A 17,360-nucleotide genomic window follows, 5' to 3' on the forward strand; every position below is an offset into this window, starting at 1 on the left:
TTCCGAGACTCAGGACACTAGTTGCCTGCCACTGAAGTTGCCGATCAGCTGATCGGCAACGAGGCCCCACGCCACCATGTACGGCATGGCCTCTTCAAACTTGGCAGCAGACAGCCTGACAGCTGTCTCGATAGCTGCCGTCGCCGCTGTCGTTGGCGCGTTGTTCGGAGCGCTCGGGGCCTTTCTGGCCGCTCGGTACACCAGCAGGGGGACTGTGGGCGCCGCAGCGCGCACCGGAGCGGACGCCTATGGGAAGGCCGTTCGGGAGACACGCATGGATGCCTGCACGAGCTTCGCCAGCGCGGTGCGAGTCATGATCAGCGGCCTGCAGGACCAGGCGAACGCCGTGTACGTACATGGGCAAAGCCACGGGAGCGACAGCCAGCAGCCGCTCCCTACGTCAGCCGAGGTTCTGGCTCTCGGTGAACTCATTGGGGAGGATGCCGTACGCGTGCGGATTGCCGGCCCGAAGGTTGTTGCGGAGGAGGCTTACAAGGTGCTCGACAAGTGCACCGATCTCGTGGGCGACCTCAGCGAATACATCCGTCTCACCGCCAGCAGCCCCTTCTCCGTCGACAACCCAGAGCTCGCCATCATCATGGTGGACGGGCCCATCGTTCGGCATAGAGAAGTCATGGTCTCCATGATGGCGGCCTCTAACGCTCTCGCTGTCTTCCTAGATGTCGCACGCGACCACCTGGACGACTGGAATGGTCAGGCTGCTTGAGAGGCCACCGTGAGGGGCTAACAGCGTGACACCGACGCCGTACGACCACGGACCTCCGTCGCAGGTCAGCACGGTCGGCTCAGCAGGTCGTCTGTCGCCCTGGATTGCTTCGGGACGAAGCGGTCCCCCACCTGGGGGACCGCTGTTTTCAGAGACCTCACGGGTGCCCCAAAGTGTTGAGGTTGGCCGTAACCACTGCCAGGTGATGCGAGGTTGCCCACGCCCGCCAGTCTGTGCCACCGCCGGCTTTAGACCTCTGCCGCATGGCGCACTCATTTAGACGTGCGTCGCCCCATGAAGTTCGAGCCCCTGTGGCAGGCCAGTACGGAGACGCAACCAGGTCGGCGCTCAGAGTAAAGAAGTCATCATTGCCGGAGCGGACTCGCGGATAGACGAAGACCTGCCAGGCGTCCGGAGTCGTGTAGCGCATGTTGGGATCCGGCGTCCCACGGGACTTCTTCGGCATCCGAGGGTGCGTCACACCGAAGTCACCGAAGTCTGGCGGCCTCCCGCGGCATCCGCTCAAAACTCGCCGCCAGAGCTGCGCGTCGCGTCTAGCTATCGGCGTGACCTGTCCCCGCGGGAACCCAGTCAGGTTGGCAGGGAAGGCTCCGGCGGCAACACACTCACGCCGCCAGCGCCACGGAGAGAGTGCTGTCAGCGCGGCCAGAGCATGGTCAGCCAATTGATCTCTTACGAGGCTGGAATTAACCGGCCCAGCATCAATGAGCAGGTCGACCTCTTCCGGATCCAAGTGAAGCGCCCTAAGTAGTTCCCGGATCTGTCCGTAATCAGGAAGGCGCTCCGGCACGTCGGCGGCAATGGACACACGTAAGCAGACGCCACTCTGGTGCCGAGCGATCGCCTGAGAAGCCTCAGCCAAAACGTCGCGCGAATCTGTGTATCGGACTACCGGACACATCGCCACGCCACGGAGGCCGAGAGACTCGCTGAGGCGGACCATAGGGCCACCGGCCTCACCCTCAAGGACTCGTGTCGTTGGCAAGGCGCCGCTGTCGACCGTCAGGACGCCACCTTTCGGCACTGCGTCCATCGCGCGGTCGCAGAAGGTCTCCAGAACGTCCCGCACGTCTGGGTCAGGGACCAGCTCCATGACGGGGCGCATGAATGAACGAACCGCCGGCGTGACGTGTTCAAGGGCCGAGAACTCCCCCGCCTTGCCCTTGAGTATCGGAACGTATGCCAACGGCTTCCCCCAGCGCACTCAGCACCAGCCAATGGATGTCTCGCTCACTCCAACCAGAGTGTGACGAGAACCCGCCATCTCAGATAGAGGCATAAATCAGCCGCAAGGCTGATTCCCGCCCAACCGGGTAGCTCGGGGCATGCACAGCTACCAAGGGCTGAGGCGGCACAACGTGTGAGGGGCGCGTGAGAAGGACAGCAGACGAGGGAGTGACTGACGTTTGTGCAGGTAGACAGCACAATCGGACAGTTACTGATCACGGCCTCCGGAGCCGTGTGCGCAGGTTCGAATCCTGCCGGGGGCACTTCAGCCGGACCAGCGTGAAACACCCGCTGACCAGCAAGAGTGCCAAGCATGAAGACCTGGACCCAGTCCCACTGAGTCCAGGTCTTTGTCGTTGTTACGCACTGGTCGCGATAGACCTGCGATAGAAGCCGTCTCCGCTCCAACCTGCCGGGTCGGCAGGCGTCAGACTGCGAACCCCGTGCTGCGGTGTTTAGTCGAGCCGGCGCCCTCACCGCCCGACCAGCATGCATCCAACGCAGCGGGAGGGGTGGCTGGCTCGAGCGCCTCCAAGCATCCCCCTGACAGCAGGACACGTCCGGGCGCATCCAGCGGGACAGCCCCCTCGGCGCGACGTACCGTCGAAATCAAGGCCAATTCTCACCTGGTTCGGAATGGTAGGCGAGCAGTGAGGTTTCCTTCATTTCGCAGAAGCGTCACGGACGCAACGATTAGCGATCCGACTCCCGGCCCCCAGTACGACAACCTGCCGGATGCGCCGATCGAGGTCGAACTGAGAGGAAGACTGACCAAACTAATCACCAAGAGGACTAACGCCACCAAGAGGGGAAAGACTTCCGTTGGCCTCGGCCTTTTCATGATCGGCGTGGCGATCTACTTTGGGACCACATACGACGACAAGTACGAGGTGCTGCCATATGTGCTAATGACAATTCTCTACGGCGCTGCACTTTGCTTCATGGGAGCGATTATCCTCTCAACCCAGGCACTAGATATTGAAATTCACAGCATCGAAGACGATCTCGACCTTCTCGCCGTACAAAGACAATCTCCCACAGTGAGGGCATACACACTATTCAGGCGCCACCAACTCGACCTCAAGCGGTACTACAATCAATCTTTGACCCACAGCAAAGTGATCTTCTTTGTTGGAATTGCCTGCATTGCATCCGGATTCACCATTGTAGGTTTCACGCTATACCTCCTCAACAAAAACCTGCATGCCAGCACCACCTCACAAATCATTATCGGCACCGTTGGGGCCATCGGAGGCTTGCTGAGCAATTTCATCGCCGCCCTTTACCTCCGCATGTTTACCACCACCTCCGAATCACTTTCCACCCAGCACGATAGACTGATCTCTACCCACTTTCTCCACTTTGGCAACTTCCTGGCAACCAAAGTGGAGAGTGACGCAGGTCTAAGGGAAGAGACATTTAGCTCGATGGCGAAATCTCTCGCGGATTTTGCGAACCATAAAGAGATCCTTGACAGGGCAGCCAAACGAGAACCCGAAGTCGAATCCAAGAACGATCGAAGCGAAAAGAAATGAGACATTCCAGCTACAGCATTCCTGCTGATAGTGGCGAACCGACCCACCTCGCCTGAGGTGGGGCACGGCCGGTGAACCAATTGAGCTGAGGTCTGACCTAGTTGGTCACGCCCTGGGGTCTTCGCCGTCCTCTGGCCAGCCTATCTCCTTCTCGATCTTCTTGTTCATCGCCTCCTCTTGCCCATAAATGCAGCCCTCGTACACGCGGTGGATGACCTCGGGCAAGTTGCCCACCCGGCGGGCGACCTCGGCCACGGGCACCCCGGCGTTCAACCAGGTCGTGATACAGGTGTGCCGGAGATCGTACGGTCGGCCGCCAAGGATGGATGTCTGAAGGTCCGGCGGGAGCGCGAACTCCCGAGCGTCCTTCCAGACCCGCCAGTACGTGCTGCTGCCCACGAGACCGAGCCGCTCGTTCGTGAAGAGCCGGCCATCCTTGGCCGTGCCGAACGCGGTGAGGTGAGCCCGGAGCACGGCGACCAGCGGCGGCGGGATCGGGACTGGCCGATCGTCCTTGGCCTCCCGGGACTTCAGCCCGCGCTTGTCGTGGCGCTCCCCACTGTCCGTCCACTGCTTGCCCGACACGGGGTGCGTGTCCCGGAGGGTGAGCGTCCCCCATCCCTTCTCAGGGAGGTAGCAGTCCGACTTCCTCAGCCCAACCGCCTCGCTCGGGCAGAGGGCCGCGAAGTACATCACCGCGTAGAACGCCACCAGACGGCGCCCCTTCTTGCGGTCCCACGTCCCGACATACGAAACCGCGGCGGGAAATTGAGCGGCTTGGGTCTTGTTCACGAGAACGCGTGTGTCGACACGATCCGATGAGGAGATCTTCACCTTCTTGAGCCCGGCAAGAGGGTTCTCGACCAAGAGCTTGCGCTCGATCGCGTATTCCACGGATGTGTTCAAGGCGCGTCGCCTGCGGCGGGAAGTCTCTCCCGCCGCAGGCGACCCGTCCAGCTTGAACGAAAGCCGGTACTGGACGTCTCGCAGGATCTTCGGATCTTCCAACGCGGAGACGAACAACGACTTCCTCGAAAGCCACTGATGGGCATCTTCGAGTTCGGCCGGCGGCTCCTGCTCAGCGTTTGCCGGGACAACGGCCCAGCGGAGAGCAAGGCGTAGCTCCTCCACCTCTGGCATCTGCTTGTCTCTACGCCATGCTCAGCGCCACCGCCCTAGGCCCTGCTGAATGAAGGTGGAGGGGAGAACCGCGGCATCCCGCACCGCGGCACTCGCGTCGGCGCCGCGGGCCGGTGCGCCGACTACGTGATCGGCCGCGGCGGCATGCGCCACGGCCGCCAGATGGTACCGCTCAAGGGCCTCCTGCACATGCGCCGCGTACACGTGGACCTGTGCCTCCCTCCGCGCTCTGCCCACCCCGTCCCCGCTGAGCACCGCGTAGCGCGCCAACCGTTCCAGCGCGAGACAGAACTCCTCGACTGTGCGGAACGACCAGTCCACGGGGAAGTACGCCGTCGGCCGCCGGTCTCTGCCTCGGAGGGACTCCAGTGGAGTCCTGACCCTGCTCTCCGCGCTGGCCGGCAGCACCAGTGCCTCCAGGGCCACGACACCTCGACACACGGCTTCTCCATAGGGATCCGCCCGGCGCCGCGAGACGGCCTCTGCGGCTGTCGCCGCGGCCGCCAGGGCAAACAGGCCAGCGCTAATGGCGGCGGCGGTCGGCCGCAGAGGCCCACCCCATCCTCCCAACGCTCCGTAGAGCATCAGACCTGCCGCCAGGTTGGCCGGGCCGTACAGCCACAGCCGTGCGACTGCCCAGCGCCTGGACGCACATACCCGCACAGCGAGCGCGGCAGCGTCCGGCAGGCCGGCCCGGGCTCCGTCCGCGGCCGAGAGTGCCGTACACAGCTCGTCGATACGCCTCCGGGCCGACCGGCACCGGCGCAGCGGGCCGGAGGTCAGCCACCCCCCGGGACGTCTGCGCGTGCAGAGAACGAGACACGCCGTACCGATCAGAAGGAAGGGCATCCAGACGGTGCTGAAGTTCAGGAGGAACATGATCAGCCAGGCGGATGTCTCGGGCTGCCCTGTGCGAGTTCCTCGTGCCCCGGGAGGGCGATGGTCGCGGAGTGTGTCATGCGCCCCAGGCTCACACGCCCTACTGACAGTGCCGGGTCGGGGGGCAGGGCACCAGGAGTACGCTCCGACTGCGGGGCACCTCCACCCTTACCCGGCCGCGGTGAGCGCCGCGGCCAGCGCACGGGCGCTCGCCGGGACACCATGGACCGGTTCGCCATACAGGGGGTGGGCCTGGTCCAGGGTGGGCAAGAGGTTCGGTGCGCGGTCGGCCGGGGCGCGGTCGAGGACCGTGGTGCCCGTTTCGGCCTCCTGGGTGGGGGCGTAGCCGGCCGTGCGGAGGGCTGACAGCGTCTCCTCCGGCGGGGCGGTAGAGATCAGGACCGTGGGGGCGATGCGGCGCAGGCGGAGTTTGGTCAGGCCGCGGGCCTGGGCCACCTCGGCGATCAGTCCGGTGTCGTCCGAGCGGATGCAGCAGGCGGAGCGGACGACCTTGAGTTGTCCGTGGGTGCGGGCGGTGTCCTTGATCGTGTAGGCGAGCGGTTGTGGCAGCGGAGTGCCGCGCTCGCTCGCGGTGGTGAGGCGGTCGAGCAGTTCGTCCGCGCTCCAGCCGGCGTCCAGGGCGCGGCGTACGGAGGCCGCGGTGATCCGCCAGACCACGGCGTGCCCTTCGGACTCGATGTCGCCGACAGCGGAGAGCAGGTCCGCGAGGGCGGGCGCGGGCGCACCGGTGACGGTGGCGGTCAGGTCGCTCTGGAACCGGGCCGTCTCGCTGGGCTCGGGGAGCGCCGCGTACAGGTCCTCGCGCAGCGCGGTCACCGCCTGCGCCAGGGCAGGGCGCAGGGACAGGTCCTCGCCCAGGCCCTCGGAGCCGCGGGCGGACGGGTCCGTGCCCGCGCCGGGCACCGCCGGGTAGTGGTGGGCGGCTCCCGCCTCCAGCAGTCGGCACAGGGCCCGCCCGACGGGGGTGAGCGCGCCGTGAGCGACCACGCCGAGCAGGGCCGCCTCTGTCAGGGTGGCCGCCAGGCGGTCGAGCACTCCGTCCAGGCCGGTCAACTCCCCGGCGTCGTCTACGGCCAGGTGGCCGCGCAGGGCGGGCTGGAACCACGCGGCCAGGGAGAGCAGTTCGGTGTATCCCAGCGCGTCCCCGGTCAACCCGTGTCCGTCGGGGAGGACGGCGAGCGCTCGTAGGACCCCGGTGCGCAGGGTCACGGCGTCCTCGTCCTGCGGGCTGACGAGCGCGACCGGGGTCTCGTCGGGGTCCGGCCAGTGGCTGAGCACTGCGGGGACCACAGCCCAGGCGGCCAGCAGCGGCAGCAGCTTGCCCGCTGCGGGGGCGGCCGCCCAAGCGTCATAGCGGTCGCTCGGCAGCAGCCGGGCGGAGGGCTTGGGGCCCTTGGAGTTCCGGCGGCCGCGGGGAGCGGGGACCGGTTCGTCGTCCTGAGGCGCGGCCAGGCCGGCGTTGACCGCGAGGTCCAGCCACAGCCGGGTGTCGGCCTCATCGGCCCCGGCCGCCTTGGCCAGCCGCCGGGTGTCCCGTACGGCGATCCCGCCCGCCTTGCGGATCGCGACCGGCTGGGCGGCCAGCGCCCGCAGTACCAGTTCGGCCCGCCAGGCGGCCGCCGCGGCGGCCGTGCCGCCCTCACCCTCCCAGCCGGACGGCAGCGGCGCGGTGGCGGTGAACGGTTCAGGTTCCAGCCGGGGGCTGGGTGCCGCGCCCCCGTCACGGAGCGCACGGGCGACCTCGTACGGAAGCTCCACCAGGTCGAGACCGACGGGGACCAGCAGTCCTCGCATCGCCAGCCAGTCGGTTCCCTCGTCTCCGCTGCCGCCCTCCCGGAAGACGTACTTGGCGTCCGGGCCCGCGTACTGTGCCCCGTACCGTCCGACGAAGCAGTGGGTGCGCAGCAGCGGCGGGCCGGGTACCAGGTGGTCCAGCAGCTCCAGCGCCCGGGCCGGGGCGTCCGCCACCAGTGCCCGCACCCGGGCGGGATCGGCGAGGAGGTCGATGATCAGCTCTTGGGCCTGGTCGCGGGTACGGGCCGCGCCCTCGCCGAAGAGGTTTACGGCGATCCGTTTGACCTCGGGGGCGTTGTAGGCGTAGGTCAGCAGCCGGTTGGCGGTGCGACCGTAACCGTCGAACCCGGTGGCCCGGACATGCAACAGCGGCGGCAGCGCCAGTTTCCCCTTGGGCGCGGGGAGCAACAGCGCGCGCTCCCGCAGTCGGGCGAGCGTGTGCTCCGCCCGCCGCCGCTTCTCTCCCGGCTCGAACCAGGCCAGTACGTCCTGCTCGGGCACCAGTCGGTCCGCGGGCTCCACCGCGGCAACGGGCTTCCGCTGTTGCCAGGGATACCGGGGCCCGTCCTCGGCCTCGCCACCGACTACGGGGCCGTGGCGCTCCAGGGCGACGGCGGCGATGGAAGCGAGCAACTCCAGTTCTCCGGTAGTGCCCGCCATCAGGCCCTGGCCCACCGACTCGTCGGTGAGCAGGTGTTCGGCGAGCTCGCGCAGGGTGGTGATCCGCCGGTACTCGGCGGCGAGCGGCAGATCCCGCTCCTCCAGCAAGGCGGTCAGCCGCTCGGGATCCAGGGTGCCCAGCCATTTCGCGAGGGCGGTACGCGCATTCACCCGGCCAGGCTAGCGCCGTCCGGTCACCCCGCGGGGGTGAACGGCCGCGGCCCCTCAGACCGCCGTGCTCAGTGCATCAGCTACCCGTCTGACCTGGGTGAATACCTTGGTACTGTCCGGCCTCCGGAGCCGTGTGCGCAGGTTCGAATCCTGCCGGGGGCACTTACTGTGTAAGTGTCACAAGACCCCGCCACCAGCCGAAATGCTGAGGACGGGGTCTTCGCGTATGCGCAGCCAACTGCCGTGCCGTGCGGTGGTCCAGCCGTCCGTGCGCCGGGCGAGACGGTTCACGGGTCGACCACCTCGGTGGCGAAGGCCTCGGTGTCGGCGACTTCAGGACGCGCCGGACGCCACCACACGGCGCAGGTCGTCAAGGATCTGCGCGTCCGTCCCCTCAAGGGCCGACAGTGCGCTCGCCCATCGAATCCGGGCGGCCGGCTCATCCCCGAGTGCCCTCAGGATGTGCCCGTACTCGTGCTCCGCGAGCCCTCGTCCGTAGGAATCGCCACGGGTCACGGCCTCCTGGAGAAGCGAGGCACACACGTGCCTGGCCTGCCCGAGATCGCCCAGCACGCGCAGGGCGCCGGCCTTGCCCAGGCGTGTCTCGCGTTCCGCGTTCCAGTGGGAAGCGCTGGACGCCATGAGCTCCAGTGCTTCCTCGAAGCAGGACAGGGCCGCCTCCGGCTCGTCCAGGGCCAGGTGGACGCGGCCGAGGTTGCAGAGCGCGACCTGCTCCTGCACGGGGTCCCCCGCCTCCCGCGCGAAGCTCCGGCTCCGGGCGTGGTACGAGCTCGCCAGGCGCAGGTCGGTGAGTTCGGCGACGTATCCCTGGTGGCCGAGGAACAGGGCCTCCTCGCTCGCCGCCAGGGTCGCGGGACGGAGTTCGAGGCACCGCGCCAGCGTCGCCTGGGCCTCGGCGACACGGCCCAGTTCCTTCAGCAGCGCGGCGCGGTTGCCCAACTGTCGCATCCGGACCCCCTCATCGGGGAGGCGTTCGGCGAGAGCCACGGCCTCGTCCATGAGGAGCAGCGCCTCCCTGACGCGTCCGGCCGAGTAGTGCGCCGTGGCCAGTTGGGCCAGTGCCCGGCCTTCGGCCTCGGTGTTCCCGCTGGACCGGGCGAGCGCGATGGCACGGCGAGTGAGTCGTTTCAGGTCCTGGACCCGGCCGCGGTCGTGCAGGTAGGGGAACAGATCGTTGATCATCTCCAGGGTGCGGGAGGGGCCCAGGCGGCCGTCCGCGCCCTGGCCCGCCAGGAACAGCAGGTTTCCCACTTCCGCGTCGCCCCACTCAAGTGCGGCCGCGGCGTCGGTCAAGGCCGTGCAGGTGCGGCTCGCGGGATCCTTCGGGTGATCGGGCACACGTCTCGCATCGGGCCGCAGAGCGACGGCGCACCGCGCGAGCCCCTCCCGGTACCAGTGCAGGAACCGTGCGGTCGCTTCCTCGATCCGAGCCCGCTCACCGGGGCGTCCGGCGAGTTCCCGGGCGAAGTCGCGGACCAGGTCGTGGGGCTCGTAGCGGCCGCTGTCCGTCTCCTGGAGCAGCGCCACCTCCGCCAGGCGTTCCAGGGCCCTCTCGGCGTATCGCCCGGCTGTGTTCATGACAGCGGCGATCAGCGGTACCCCGTACTCCGGCAGGTCCAGCGCGCCGACGAGCACCAGCACCGCGGCGGCGTCGCCGTCCCGTGGATCGCCTGAGGCGAGGAGCGCCTCGTAGGCCACCATGAGGGACCGGCGGACGCTGAGGTCCTCCAGTTCGAGGTGGTCCAACCGGTCTTCCTGATGGTCCAGCCGTTCCACCAACGTCTCCACCGCGAGGGTCCGCCGACTCCTCAGGCGAGCGGCGGACACCCGCAGTGCGAGCGGCAGGCGACCGCACAGAGAGACCAGCCTGCCGACCGATTCGGCGTCGGACGCCGTCCAGGAGCGGCCCGACGCCCGTTCCAGCAGAAGGGCACTGTCCCCGGGCGAGAGCGGCTCCAGGTGGACGTGCGTGCTGGCTCCGAGTGTGGCCAGAGGCTGCCTGCTCGTGATGAGTACGGCGCAGCCGGCGCCGGCGGGCAGCAGCGGGCGCACCTGACTCACCGATGCCGCGTCGTCGAGCAGCAGCAGCGTGCGCGTGTCGGACATCGCCGAGCGCAGCAGGGCCGAGGCTGCCCCCACGTCGCAAGGAATCCGCCGGGAATCCACTCCCAGACCGAGCAGAAGGACGGCGAGGGCGTCGGCGGGTGTGACGGGAACCATCCCCGCCGATGCCCCGTGCAGGTTGAGATAGAGCTGACCGTCGGGGAACTCACCCTGAAGCTGTTCCGCGACGTGCAGGGCGAGGCCGGTCTTGCCGACACCCGGCATGCCACTGATCACGGCGAGCGTCGTGCGCCTGCGGTCGGACTCCAGCACCGAGCGGACGTACGCGGTCTGCTCCGCCCGGCCGACGAATTCACCGGGCGGCGCGGGAAGCTGAGCGGCCCGCGCGGGCAGACCGGTCTGGGGCCGGGATCGGGGGCGCGGGGCCGTCCGCGCCGTGCGGTCCGAGCGCGCGGGGGCGGCGGCGAGCACTTCCCGGTGTGCCTCCTGGATCGCCGGTCCTGGCTCCACCCCCAGTTCCTCCACCAGGGTCCGGCGCAGTGAGCGGAAGAGCGACAGTGCTTCCGCCTGGCGGTCCGTGCGTGCCAGGACGAGCATCAGCTGACGGTGAAGCGACTCCCGAAAAGGGTGCTCCTTGACCAGGACACCCAGCTCGGCAGCGATGCCGTCGAGTCGGTCGAGATGCAGCAGGGCCTCGAACCGGCATTCCAGCGCCTGGAGCCGCTGCTCCTGGAGGTAGGCGACGACAGGGTGCTCCCCCAGCCCCGGCACATCCGCGAACGGTGTACCGCGCCACATCCCCAAGGCCGCCACCGCGTCCCGCTCCGCCCCGGCCCAGTCCTCCCGGTGGCGGGCATCCTGGGCCCGGCGTATCAGCAGCTCGAAGGTCGCGCTGTCCAACTCGCCCTCGTACACCGCCAGTTCGAGCCCGTGTGCCACGGTACGCAGCCTCGTGCCACCGGCGCCGCCCAGGGTGCGCCGCAGTCGCGCCAGGTGATTGTGCAGGGAAGCGGCCGCCGTCGCCGGCTGCTCCTCACCCCAGAGCGCCTCCATGACCGCGCCCAGCGGCACCGTCCGGTTCGGCTGCAGCAGCAGTACTGCGAGCAGCGCGCGGGATTTCGGCCCGCCGATGACGACGGACCGGCCGTCCTCGTCCGACGCTCTCAGCGCTCCCAGTACACCGAACTTCACCAGCCGTCCCCCCGGATTGAACATCGAACGAGGCACCATCCTCGTTCAACACCGTTCCAGTACCAAAAGGCCGTGGCGGCGCGACCTGACACGGGGACAGCTCCTCGCTCGGCGCCGGCCCCGCCCTCTCCCTGCGCGTCGGTCCGGCGGTCGCCGGCCTCCTGCCGGTCCTCCGCTCCTGTCCGGTACGCGCGCTTCCGGTGATCCGTACGAAGGACGTGGGGCGGGGTCTGTGGGTTTTGAGGGGTGGGGAGGGTGCGGCCGGGTGCGTAGGTTGGACGGGAGGCCACCGTGTGCCGCTGACCAGGTGCTCTGTGGCGTGCTCTGACGACGAGATGGGGCGGCGCGACATGCGTGACCTGGTGGAGACGGCACAGCGGTGGACGGCCGAGGGGCGGGTCGGATTCCTGGCCCGGCCCGTGACCGAGCAGGGCTTCGGTCCGCGGGATCCCGCCGGCTCGGTGCTCGTGGACGCGGGCGGGGAGTGCGTAGGGGCCCTGTACCGGGGCGTCTTCGACGCCGAACTGGCCGCGGAGGCCGCCGCGATGGCGGCCGGGGACACCGCGCGGGTGTGCGAGGTGTCCGTCGGGGCCGAGGACGCCGTCGAGGCGAAGCTGACGTGCGGCGGGCAGGCCGAAGTGCTGCTGCAGCCGCTGAGCTCGATTCCCGCCGAGTGGTGGGAACTGCTCGGGCAGGGCGTCGGGGTCGCCCTCGTGACCCAGCTCAACGAGGGGGCGGACCAGGCCGTCAGCGTCGTGGTCCGGGGGTCGGACGTGCCCGGCACCGACGCCGAGCGGCGGGCCGGCGAGCTGCTGGCCACCCGGCGGCCGGGGCGGGACGCCCTGTACGGCGGGTCGGGGCTGGTCCTCGTGGAGGCGTACCCCTCGGCCCCCTTCGTGGTGATCGGCGGGACCGGGGAACTCGCGGAGGTCATCGAGGCGCAGGCCACTCTCCTCGGCTGGGGCGTCGCGAAGGTCGACACGGTCGACGGGGCGCGGAAGCTGCTCGAAACGCGGCGGGACGCGGCCTGCCTGGCCATGCTCAGCCACGACCCCGACTTCGACGTGCCCACGCTGCGCACCGCGCTCGCGCTCGGGATCCCGTACGTGGGTGCGCTCGGGTCCCGCAAGACGACCGCGCGGCGCCGCGAGGGGCTGCTCGCCGCCGGGGTGAGCGAGGCGCGGCTGCGGACGGTGCACGGGCCGATCGGCCTGGATCTGGGGGCCCAGAACCCGGCGGAGACGGCGCTGGCCATCTGCGCGGAGATCCTGGCGGTGCTCGGGGGCCGGGAGGTGCGCGGAGTGCGTGACGTGGACGGGCCGCTCAAGGGGTGAGACCTCCCCCTCCGTCACCTCGGGGAGGGGGCGTGACCTCCGCTTCCGGGGCCATCTGCTGAAAGTCGGCGGCCTTGATCGGGTGAGATGGGGCGAAATGCGGGAAAATGCGATGTATGGACATGACTCTGACCACCCTCGCGGTGGACAGCACCCTGACCGACATCGCCTGGTTCCTGGTCGTCGGGCTCGTTGTGGTCGGCGTGCTCCTCGGCGGCTTCAAGCTCGGCCAGCGGGTCCGGGCCCAGGAGCCGCCGCCACCCGCTCCCGAGAGCCAGCCCCACCTGCCGGACGGCGGGGCGGTCTACGAGGTGCGCGAGGAGCGGGACCCCGTGGAGTTGCCCGAGGGCGGCCTGCGCCCGCACGAGATGCAGGGCTACGGGAACTTCGGCTCCACCACCTCGGCCCATCCGGAGGAGGTCAGGGCCAACCGGGAAGCCGGGCACAAGCGGCCCGAAGGACCGGGTCCGCACCCGCAGCCGGGGGCTCCGCCCGGCTCGGGGCGCGGCGCGCACTCCTGACCACCGCCCTGACCGCCCCTGACCGCCCGCGACCGCCCGCACCGTCCTCAGGACCACCCCGACCTGTGACCCCCGGCCACCGTGCCGCGGGTCACAGGTCGGACCGCAGGCGCAGCACCTCCGGTGGCGGGTGGCGGGTCGAGGTGTGGCGGACCTCGGCCGCCAGGGGCGGGTCCAGCGGGTGGAAGGGGATTTCGCCGAGTCCGATGGCCGTGACGGTGGCACCCGCGCCGGCGGCCTCACCCCCGGCCTCCGGTGCCCGGGCGGCCAGCGCCGCCGCCACGTCCGCCCGCAGCGCCGCAGTCAGCGGGCTCGACGCCACCGGGTTCTCGTCGTCGACCGGCAGGACCAGGACGAGCGCGAGCGGCCGGCGCGCGGTGCCGGTGTACCCGACGACCGCCGCGTCGCGCACGTTCGTGTGCCGCAGCTTCTGCCAGGCGCGCCGCCCCGCCGGATAGGCCTGGTCCATCCGCTTGACGACCAGGCCCTCGATCCCGCTGGCGGGCAGGGTCTCGTACCAGGTCTCCGCGAGCTCCGGGTCGGTCGTCATCGGCACCGGCTGGAGCGGCGGTCCCAGGGGCAGCAGCAGGTCGACGAGGAGCGCGCGCCTGCGCTCGTACGGCCGGGCGCGCACGTCCAGCCCGGCGAGCTCCAGGACGTCGAAGGCCGCGTACGAGGCCGGCAGGGTCTGCGCCAGTACGGCGGCCCGCGCCGTGGTAGCGGCCGCCGCGCGGCGCTGGACGAGCGCGAAGTCGGTGCGGCCCGCGTGCCAGACGACCACCTCCCCGTCCAGCACGGTCCCTGCGGGCAACTGCCGGGCGGCCGCGGCCAGATCGGGGAAGGCATGGGTGACGATGCGGCCGGAGCGGGCCTGGAGGACCACCCCGTCCAAGGTGCGCAGCACGACGAGCCGGTGGCCGTCGAACTTCGGCTCGTAGGCCAGTCCGGGTGAGCGCGGCAGGCTCCGTACGGCGGCGGCCAGCGCGACGGTGATCACGGCAGCCGCCCGGCGCGGCCGGGATCGGCCAGAGGAGCGAACAGATCGCCGTGGCGAGCCAGCCGCGGCGGCAGGTCGTCGGCGAGGAAGACCAGGTCGGAGGGGGTGCGGCAGGCCTCGACCTCCGCCCACGAGACGGGGGCGGAGACGGTCGGCAGGGTGCGGGCGCGCAGCGTGTACGGGGCCGCCGTGGTCTTGGCGGCGGCGTTCTGGCTGTGGTCGACGAAGACCTTCCCCGGCCGCAGCGATTTCGTCATCCGGTGGACGACGAGATCGGGGAGCGCGCGTTCGGTCTCTTGGGCGAGGGCCTTCGCGTACGCCGAGACCTGCTCGGAGGGGGCCGGTTCCAGGGCGACGGCCAGGTGGAGGCCCTTGGAACCGGAGGTCTTGACGTAGGCGTCCAGGCCGTCGGCGGCGAGGCGGCCGCGCAGCCACAGGGCGGCCGCGCAGCATTCGAGGACGGTGGCGGGCGGGCCGGGGTCGAGGTCGACGATCAGCCGGTCGGCGAGGGCGGGGGCGCCGGCCGGCCACTGGGGGGTGTGGAACTCGACGACGAGGTTGGCCGCCCACATGAGGGAGGCCATGTCGGCGATGACCACCTGCTCGGCCCGCAGGTCCTCGGAGCGGGGAACGGGGGTGGTCTTCACCCAGGCGGGGGTACCGGGCGGCGGGTTCTTCGTGAAGAAGAGCTGGCCGTCCGGGCCGTCGGGATACCGCAGGAACGACACCGGCCGGTCGTGGATGTGGGCCAGCAGCGGAGCGGCGACGGTGGCGTAGTAGTGCAGCACCTCGCCCTTGGTGAAGCCGGTCTCGGGGTACAGGACCTTGTCGAGATTGCTGAGCGCGATGCGACGCCCCTCCACCATTGTGATCGGCGTCATACGATGAGATTGCCACGAAACAGGAGGAACCGTGCGATCCATTTGGAACGGGGCGATCTCCTTCGGCTTGGTCAGCATCCCGATCAAGCTCGTGAACGCCACCGAGAACCACTCGATCTCCTTCCGCCAGATCCACCTGAGCGACGGCGGCCGCGTCCGCTACCGCAAGGTGTGCGAGCTGGACGGGGAGGAGGTGTCGAGCGCGGAGATCGGCAAGGGGTACGAGGAGGCGGACGGGTCCGTCATCCCGATCACGGACGAGGACCTGGCGCAGCTGCCGATCGCCACCGCGAAGACGATCGAGATCGTGTCGTTCGTACCGGCCGACGCGATCGATCCGCTCCAGATGGACTCGGCGTACTACCTCGCGGCGAACGGGGCGACGGCCGCCAAGCCGTACACGCTGCTGCGGGAGGCACTGAAACGGAGCCGGAAGGTCGCGATCGCGAAGTACGCGCTGCGGGGACGGGAGCGGCTCGGGATGCTGCGGGTCGTCGACGACGTGATCGCAATGCACGGGCTGCTGTGGCCGGACGAGATCCGGGTGCCGGAGGGGGTGGCGCCGGAGGGCGAGGTATCGGTGCGGGAGGCCGAACTCGACCTGGCGGACGCGCTGATGGCGACGTTGGGGGAGGTGGAGATGGATTCGCTGCACGATGACTACCGCGAGGCGGTGGAGGCGATGATCGCGGCGAAGGCGGATGGCGGCGCACCGGCGGTCGCGGCGGGGCCGCCCTCGGTCGGGGGTCAAGTCATCGACCTGATGGCGGCGTTGGAGAACAGCGTGCGGGCGGCGAAGGCGTCGCGCGCGGGGTCCGCGGCGGACGGGGACGGGGACAAGGACGGCGAGGAGGGCGGAAGCACGGCGGAGGTGACGCCGATCCGGCGGAAGCGGACGGCGGGATCCGGGGCCGCTGCGCCGAAGGCGACGGGAGGGAAGAAGTCGACCGCGGCGGCCGCTGCCCCGAAGGCGGCGGGCGGCAAGAAGTCGACCGCGGCGACGGCGAAGAAGAAGGCGGCACCGACTTCGGCGTCGGGTGCGGCGAAGAAGACCACCTCCGCGAAGTCGCAGGCGGCAGCCACCCCGAAGAAGGCCGCGCCACCCCGCAAGCGAACCTCCGCCTGACCGCGCCCAGCCCGGCGGCGCCCTGCCCCTTGTCCCTTGTCCCTTGTCCCTTGTCCCTTGTCCCTTGCCCACCCTTACGTTGTTCCCGGGCTCCGCCCTGACCCGCGGAGCCCGGGCCGCGCCCGGACGCCGCGAGCGGACCCGCGCGCGCCGCCACACCCCACTAGGTCCACGTGCCGCGGTCGCGCCCGGCTGCGAACAGGGCTTCCACGTCCGGGGGCCCCAGGGCCGCCTCGGAGTCCGGGTCCGTCAGGAACGGGCCCAGCGTCGCCGGCGTCAGCACCCGCACGTCGCGCAGCGTCGGCGCCACCTCCACGCGGGCCGCGTCGACCACGGCCAGGATCGGGGTCACCGTCGCCGACAGCGCCCAGGTCGCGTACGCCGCCGCGCGCCGGGCCGTGCGCGGCTCCGGGCGGGGTTCCGCGCGGCCCAGCGTCAGGAGCAGGTCCCCGACCACCGCCCGCTGTCGGCGGCCCTGGATCGTGCGGACGCAGAACACGCCCGGCGGGCCGATCACGAGGTGGTCCGCGATGTCGCCCACGCAGTGGAGGACCCGCCACTCCTCGGGCTCCGGGAGCCCGTCCAGCACCTCGCCGATCCGCTGGCGTGCCGCCAGCTCCTGGCGGAACCGGTGGCGGGCCCGGGTGCCGGCGGCGCCGTGGGTGAGCTCGCCGATCAGCGCCTCCCCCGGCCGGTTCGGCGCCAGGTCGTCGTCGGGCGCCAGGGCCAGGCGGAGCAGGTCGGCGGCCGTGGGAACGGGAGGCGGGCCGATGGCCACGGTCCCGCTCAGGTAGGGGCGCAGGACCGTCAGGATCTCCTCCCGCCGCTCGTCGGCCAGCACGCTGATCCGGTTGGCCTTCCGGTCGTACCAGGCCACCGCCTGGCCGTCGGGCAGGTTGACGTACAGCCGACCCCGGCCCGGGCGGCCGCTCGGCGCCACTCTGAGTCCCCGCGTCACCATGGCCCTCACCCCCGCCGTCCATGGGAGCAGCCCGGGCGCCCGGCGGCAATCCCCCGGTTGTGTAACGACTCCGCCGGGCAGCTGCCGTG

The 17,360-nt window shown here is 70.0% G+C and carries 12 protein-coding genes; 5 read left to right on the forward strand and 7 right to left on the reverse strand.

The window, feature by feature from the left end; translation table 11 throughout:
• Positions 1 to 85: 85 nt before the first annotated feature.
• On the forward strand, positions 86 to 727 hold the full coding sequence (locus J7E97_RS18055; protein WP_215028295.1) for a hypothetical protein: 642 nt from the start codon (positions 86 to 88) through the stop codon (positions 725 to 727).
• Between the two features lie 157 nt (positions 728 to 884).
• Here J7E97_RS18055 and J7E97_RS18060 read toward each other — a convergent pair whose 3' ends face one another.
• Positions 885 to 1,952: a beta family protein gene (locus tag J7E97_RS18060; protein WP_308346567.1), complete on the reverse strand. Its 1,068-nt coding sequence runs from the start codon at positions 1,950 to 1,952 to the stop codon at positions 885 to 887.
• Between the two features lie 673 nt (positions 1,953 to 2,625).
• On the opposite strand from J7E97_RS18060, the gene J7E97_RS18065 reads away from it, so the two are divergent.
• On the forward strand, positions 2,626 to 3,510 hold the full coding sequence (locus J7E97_RS18065) for a hypothetical protein (protein WP_215028299.1): 885 nt from the start codon (positions 2,626 to 2,628) through the stop codon (positions 3,508 to 3,510).
• A 105-nt stretch (positions 3,511 to 3,615) separates the two neighbouring features.
• On the opposite strand, the gene J7E97_RS18070 is transcribed toward J7E97_RS18065, so the two are convergent.
• The 3 genes from J7E97_RS18070 to J7E97_RS18080 form a co-directional block, all read right to left on the reverse strand.
• The gene (locus J7E97_RS18070) at positions 3,616 to 4,650 is read right to left on the reverse strand and encodes a hypothetical protein (RefSeq protein WP_251054748.1); all 1,035 of its coding nucleotides are present in this window, start codon (positions 4,648 to 4,650) and stop codon (positions 3,616 to 3,618) included.
• A 1,047-nt stretch (positions 4,651 to 5,697) separates the two neighbouring features.
• Complete coding sequence (locus J7E97_RS18075) at positions 5,698 to 8,175, reverse strand: helicase-associated domain-containing protein (protein ID WP_308346568.1); 2,478 nt, start codon at positions 8,173 to 8,175, stop codon at positions 5,698 to 5,700.
• 333 nt (positions 8,176 to 8,508) lie between these two features.
• Positions 8,509 to 11,475, reverse strand: a complete 2,967-nt coding sequence (locus J7E97_RS18080; protein WP_215028301.1) for a BTAD domain-containing putative transcriptional regulator — start codon at positions 11,473 to 11,475, stop codon at positions 8,509 to 8,511.
• Between the two features lie 326 nt (positions 11,476 to 11,801).
• On the opposite strand from J7E97_RS18080, the gene J7E97_RS18085 reads away from it, so the two are divergent.
• Both J7E97_RS18085 and J7E97_RS18090 read left to right on the forward strand, forming a co-directional pair.
• Positions 11,802 to 12,785, forward strand: coding sequence for an XdhC family protein (locus tag J7E97_RS18085; protein ID WP_215028303.1), 984 nt, complete (start codon positions 11,802 to 11,804; stop codon positions 12,783 to 12,785).
• Between the two features lie 116 nt (positions 12,786 to 12,901).
• Complete coding sequence (locus J7E97_RS18090; protein WP_215028305.1) at positions 12,902 to 13,306, forward strand: DUF6479 family protein; 405 nt, start codon at positions 12,902 to 12,904, stop codon at positions 13,304 to 13,306.
• A gap of 91 nt (positions 13,307 to 13,397) precedes the next feature.
• Here J7E97_RS18090 and J7E97_RS18095 read toward each other — a convergent pair whose 3' ends face one another.
• On the reverse strand, positions 13,398 to 14,300 hold the full coding sequence (locus J7E97_RS18095) for an ATP-dependent DNA ligase (protein ID WP_215028341.1): 903 nt from the start codon (positions 14,298 to 14,300) through the stop codon (positions 13,398 to 13,400).
• Complete coding sequence (gene ligD, locus J7E97_RS18100; protein ID WP_215028307.1) at positions 14,300 to 15,184, reverse strand: non-homologous end-joining DNA ligase; 885 nt, start codon at positions 15,182 to 15,184, stop codon at positions 14,300 to 14,302. Before ligD ends, J7E97_RS18095 begins: the two co-directional genes overlap by 1 nt.
• 31 nt (positions 15,185 to 15,215) lie before the next feature.
• Here ligD and J7E97_RS18105 point away from each other — a divergent pair, with 31 nt between their 5' ends.
• Entirely contained in the window at positions 15,216 to 16,310 is a 1,095-nt protein-coding gene (locus tag J7E97_RS18105; protein ID WP_215028309.1) for a Ku protein, read from the forward strand.
• 163 nt (positions 16,311 to 16,473) lie between these two features.
• Here J7E97_RS18105 and J7E97_RS18110 read toward each other — a convergent pair whose 3' ends face one another.
• Complete coding sequence (locus J7E97_RS18110) at positions 16,474 to 17,271, reverse strand: nuclease-related domain-containing protein (RefSeq protein ID WP_215028311.1); 798 nt, start codon at positions 17,269 to 17,271, stop codon at positions 16,474 to 16,476.
• Between the last annotated feature and the right edge of the window lie 89 nt (positions 17,272 to 17,360).

This window comes from Streptomyces sp. ISL-66, assembly GCF_018614135.1.
In the GTDB taxonomy this organism is placed as follows: Bacteria; Actinomycetota; Actinomycetes; order Streptomycetales; family Streptomycetaceae; genus Streptomyces.

Bases quoted from the DNA above. Each gene is read 5' to 3' on its own strand.
- J7E97_RS18080 (WP_215028301.1), bottom strand. From the start codon at position 11,475: ATGTTCAATCCGGGGGGACGGCTGGTGAAGTTCGGTGTACTGGGAGCG.
- J7E97_RS18090 (WP_215028305.1), top strand. From the start codon at position 12,902: ATGGACATGACTCTGACCACCCTCGCGGTGGACAGCACCCTGACCGAC.
- J7E97_RS18070 (WP_251054748.1), bottom strand. From the start codon at position 4,650: ATGCCAGAGGTGGAGGAGCTACGCCTTGCTCTCCGCTGGGCCGTTGTC.
- J7E97_RS18055 (WP_215028295.1), top strand. From the start codon at position 86: ATGGCCTCTTCAAACTTGGCAGCAGACAGCCTGACAGCTGTCTCGATA.
- ligD (WP_215028307.1), bottom strand. From the start codon at position 15,184: ATGACGCCGATCACAATGGTGGAGGGGCGTCGCATCGCGCTCAGCAAT.
- J7E97_RS18085 (WP_215028303.1), top strand. From the start codon at position 11,802: ATGCGTGACCTGGTGGAGACGGCACAGCGGTGGACGGCCGAGGGGCGG.
- J7E97_RS18110 (WP_215028311.1), bottom strand. From the start codon at position 17,271: ATGGTGACGCGGGGACTCAGAGTGGCGCCGAGCGGCCGCCCGGGCCGG.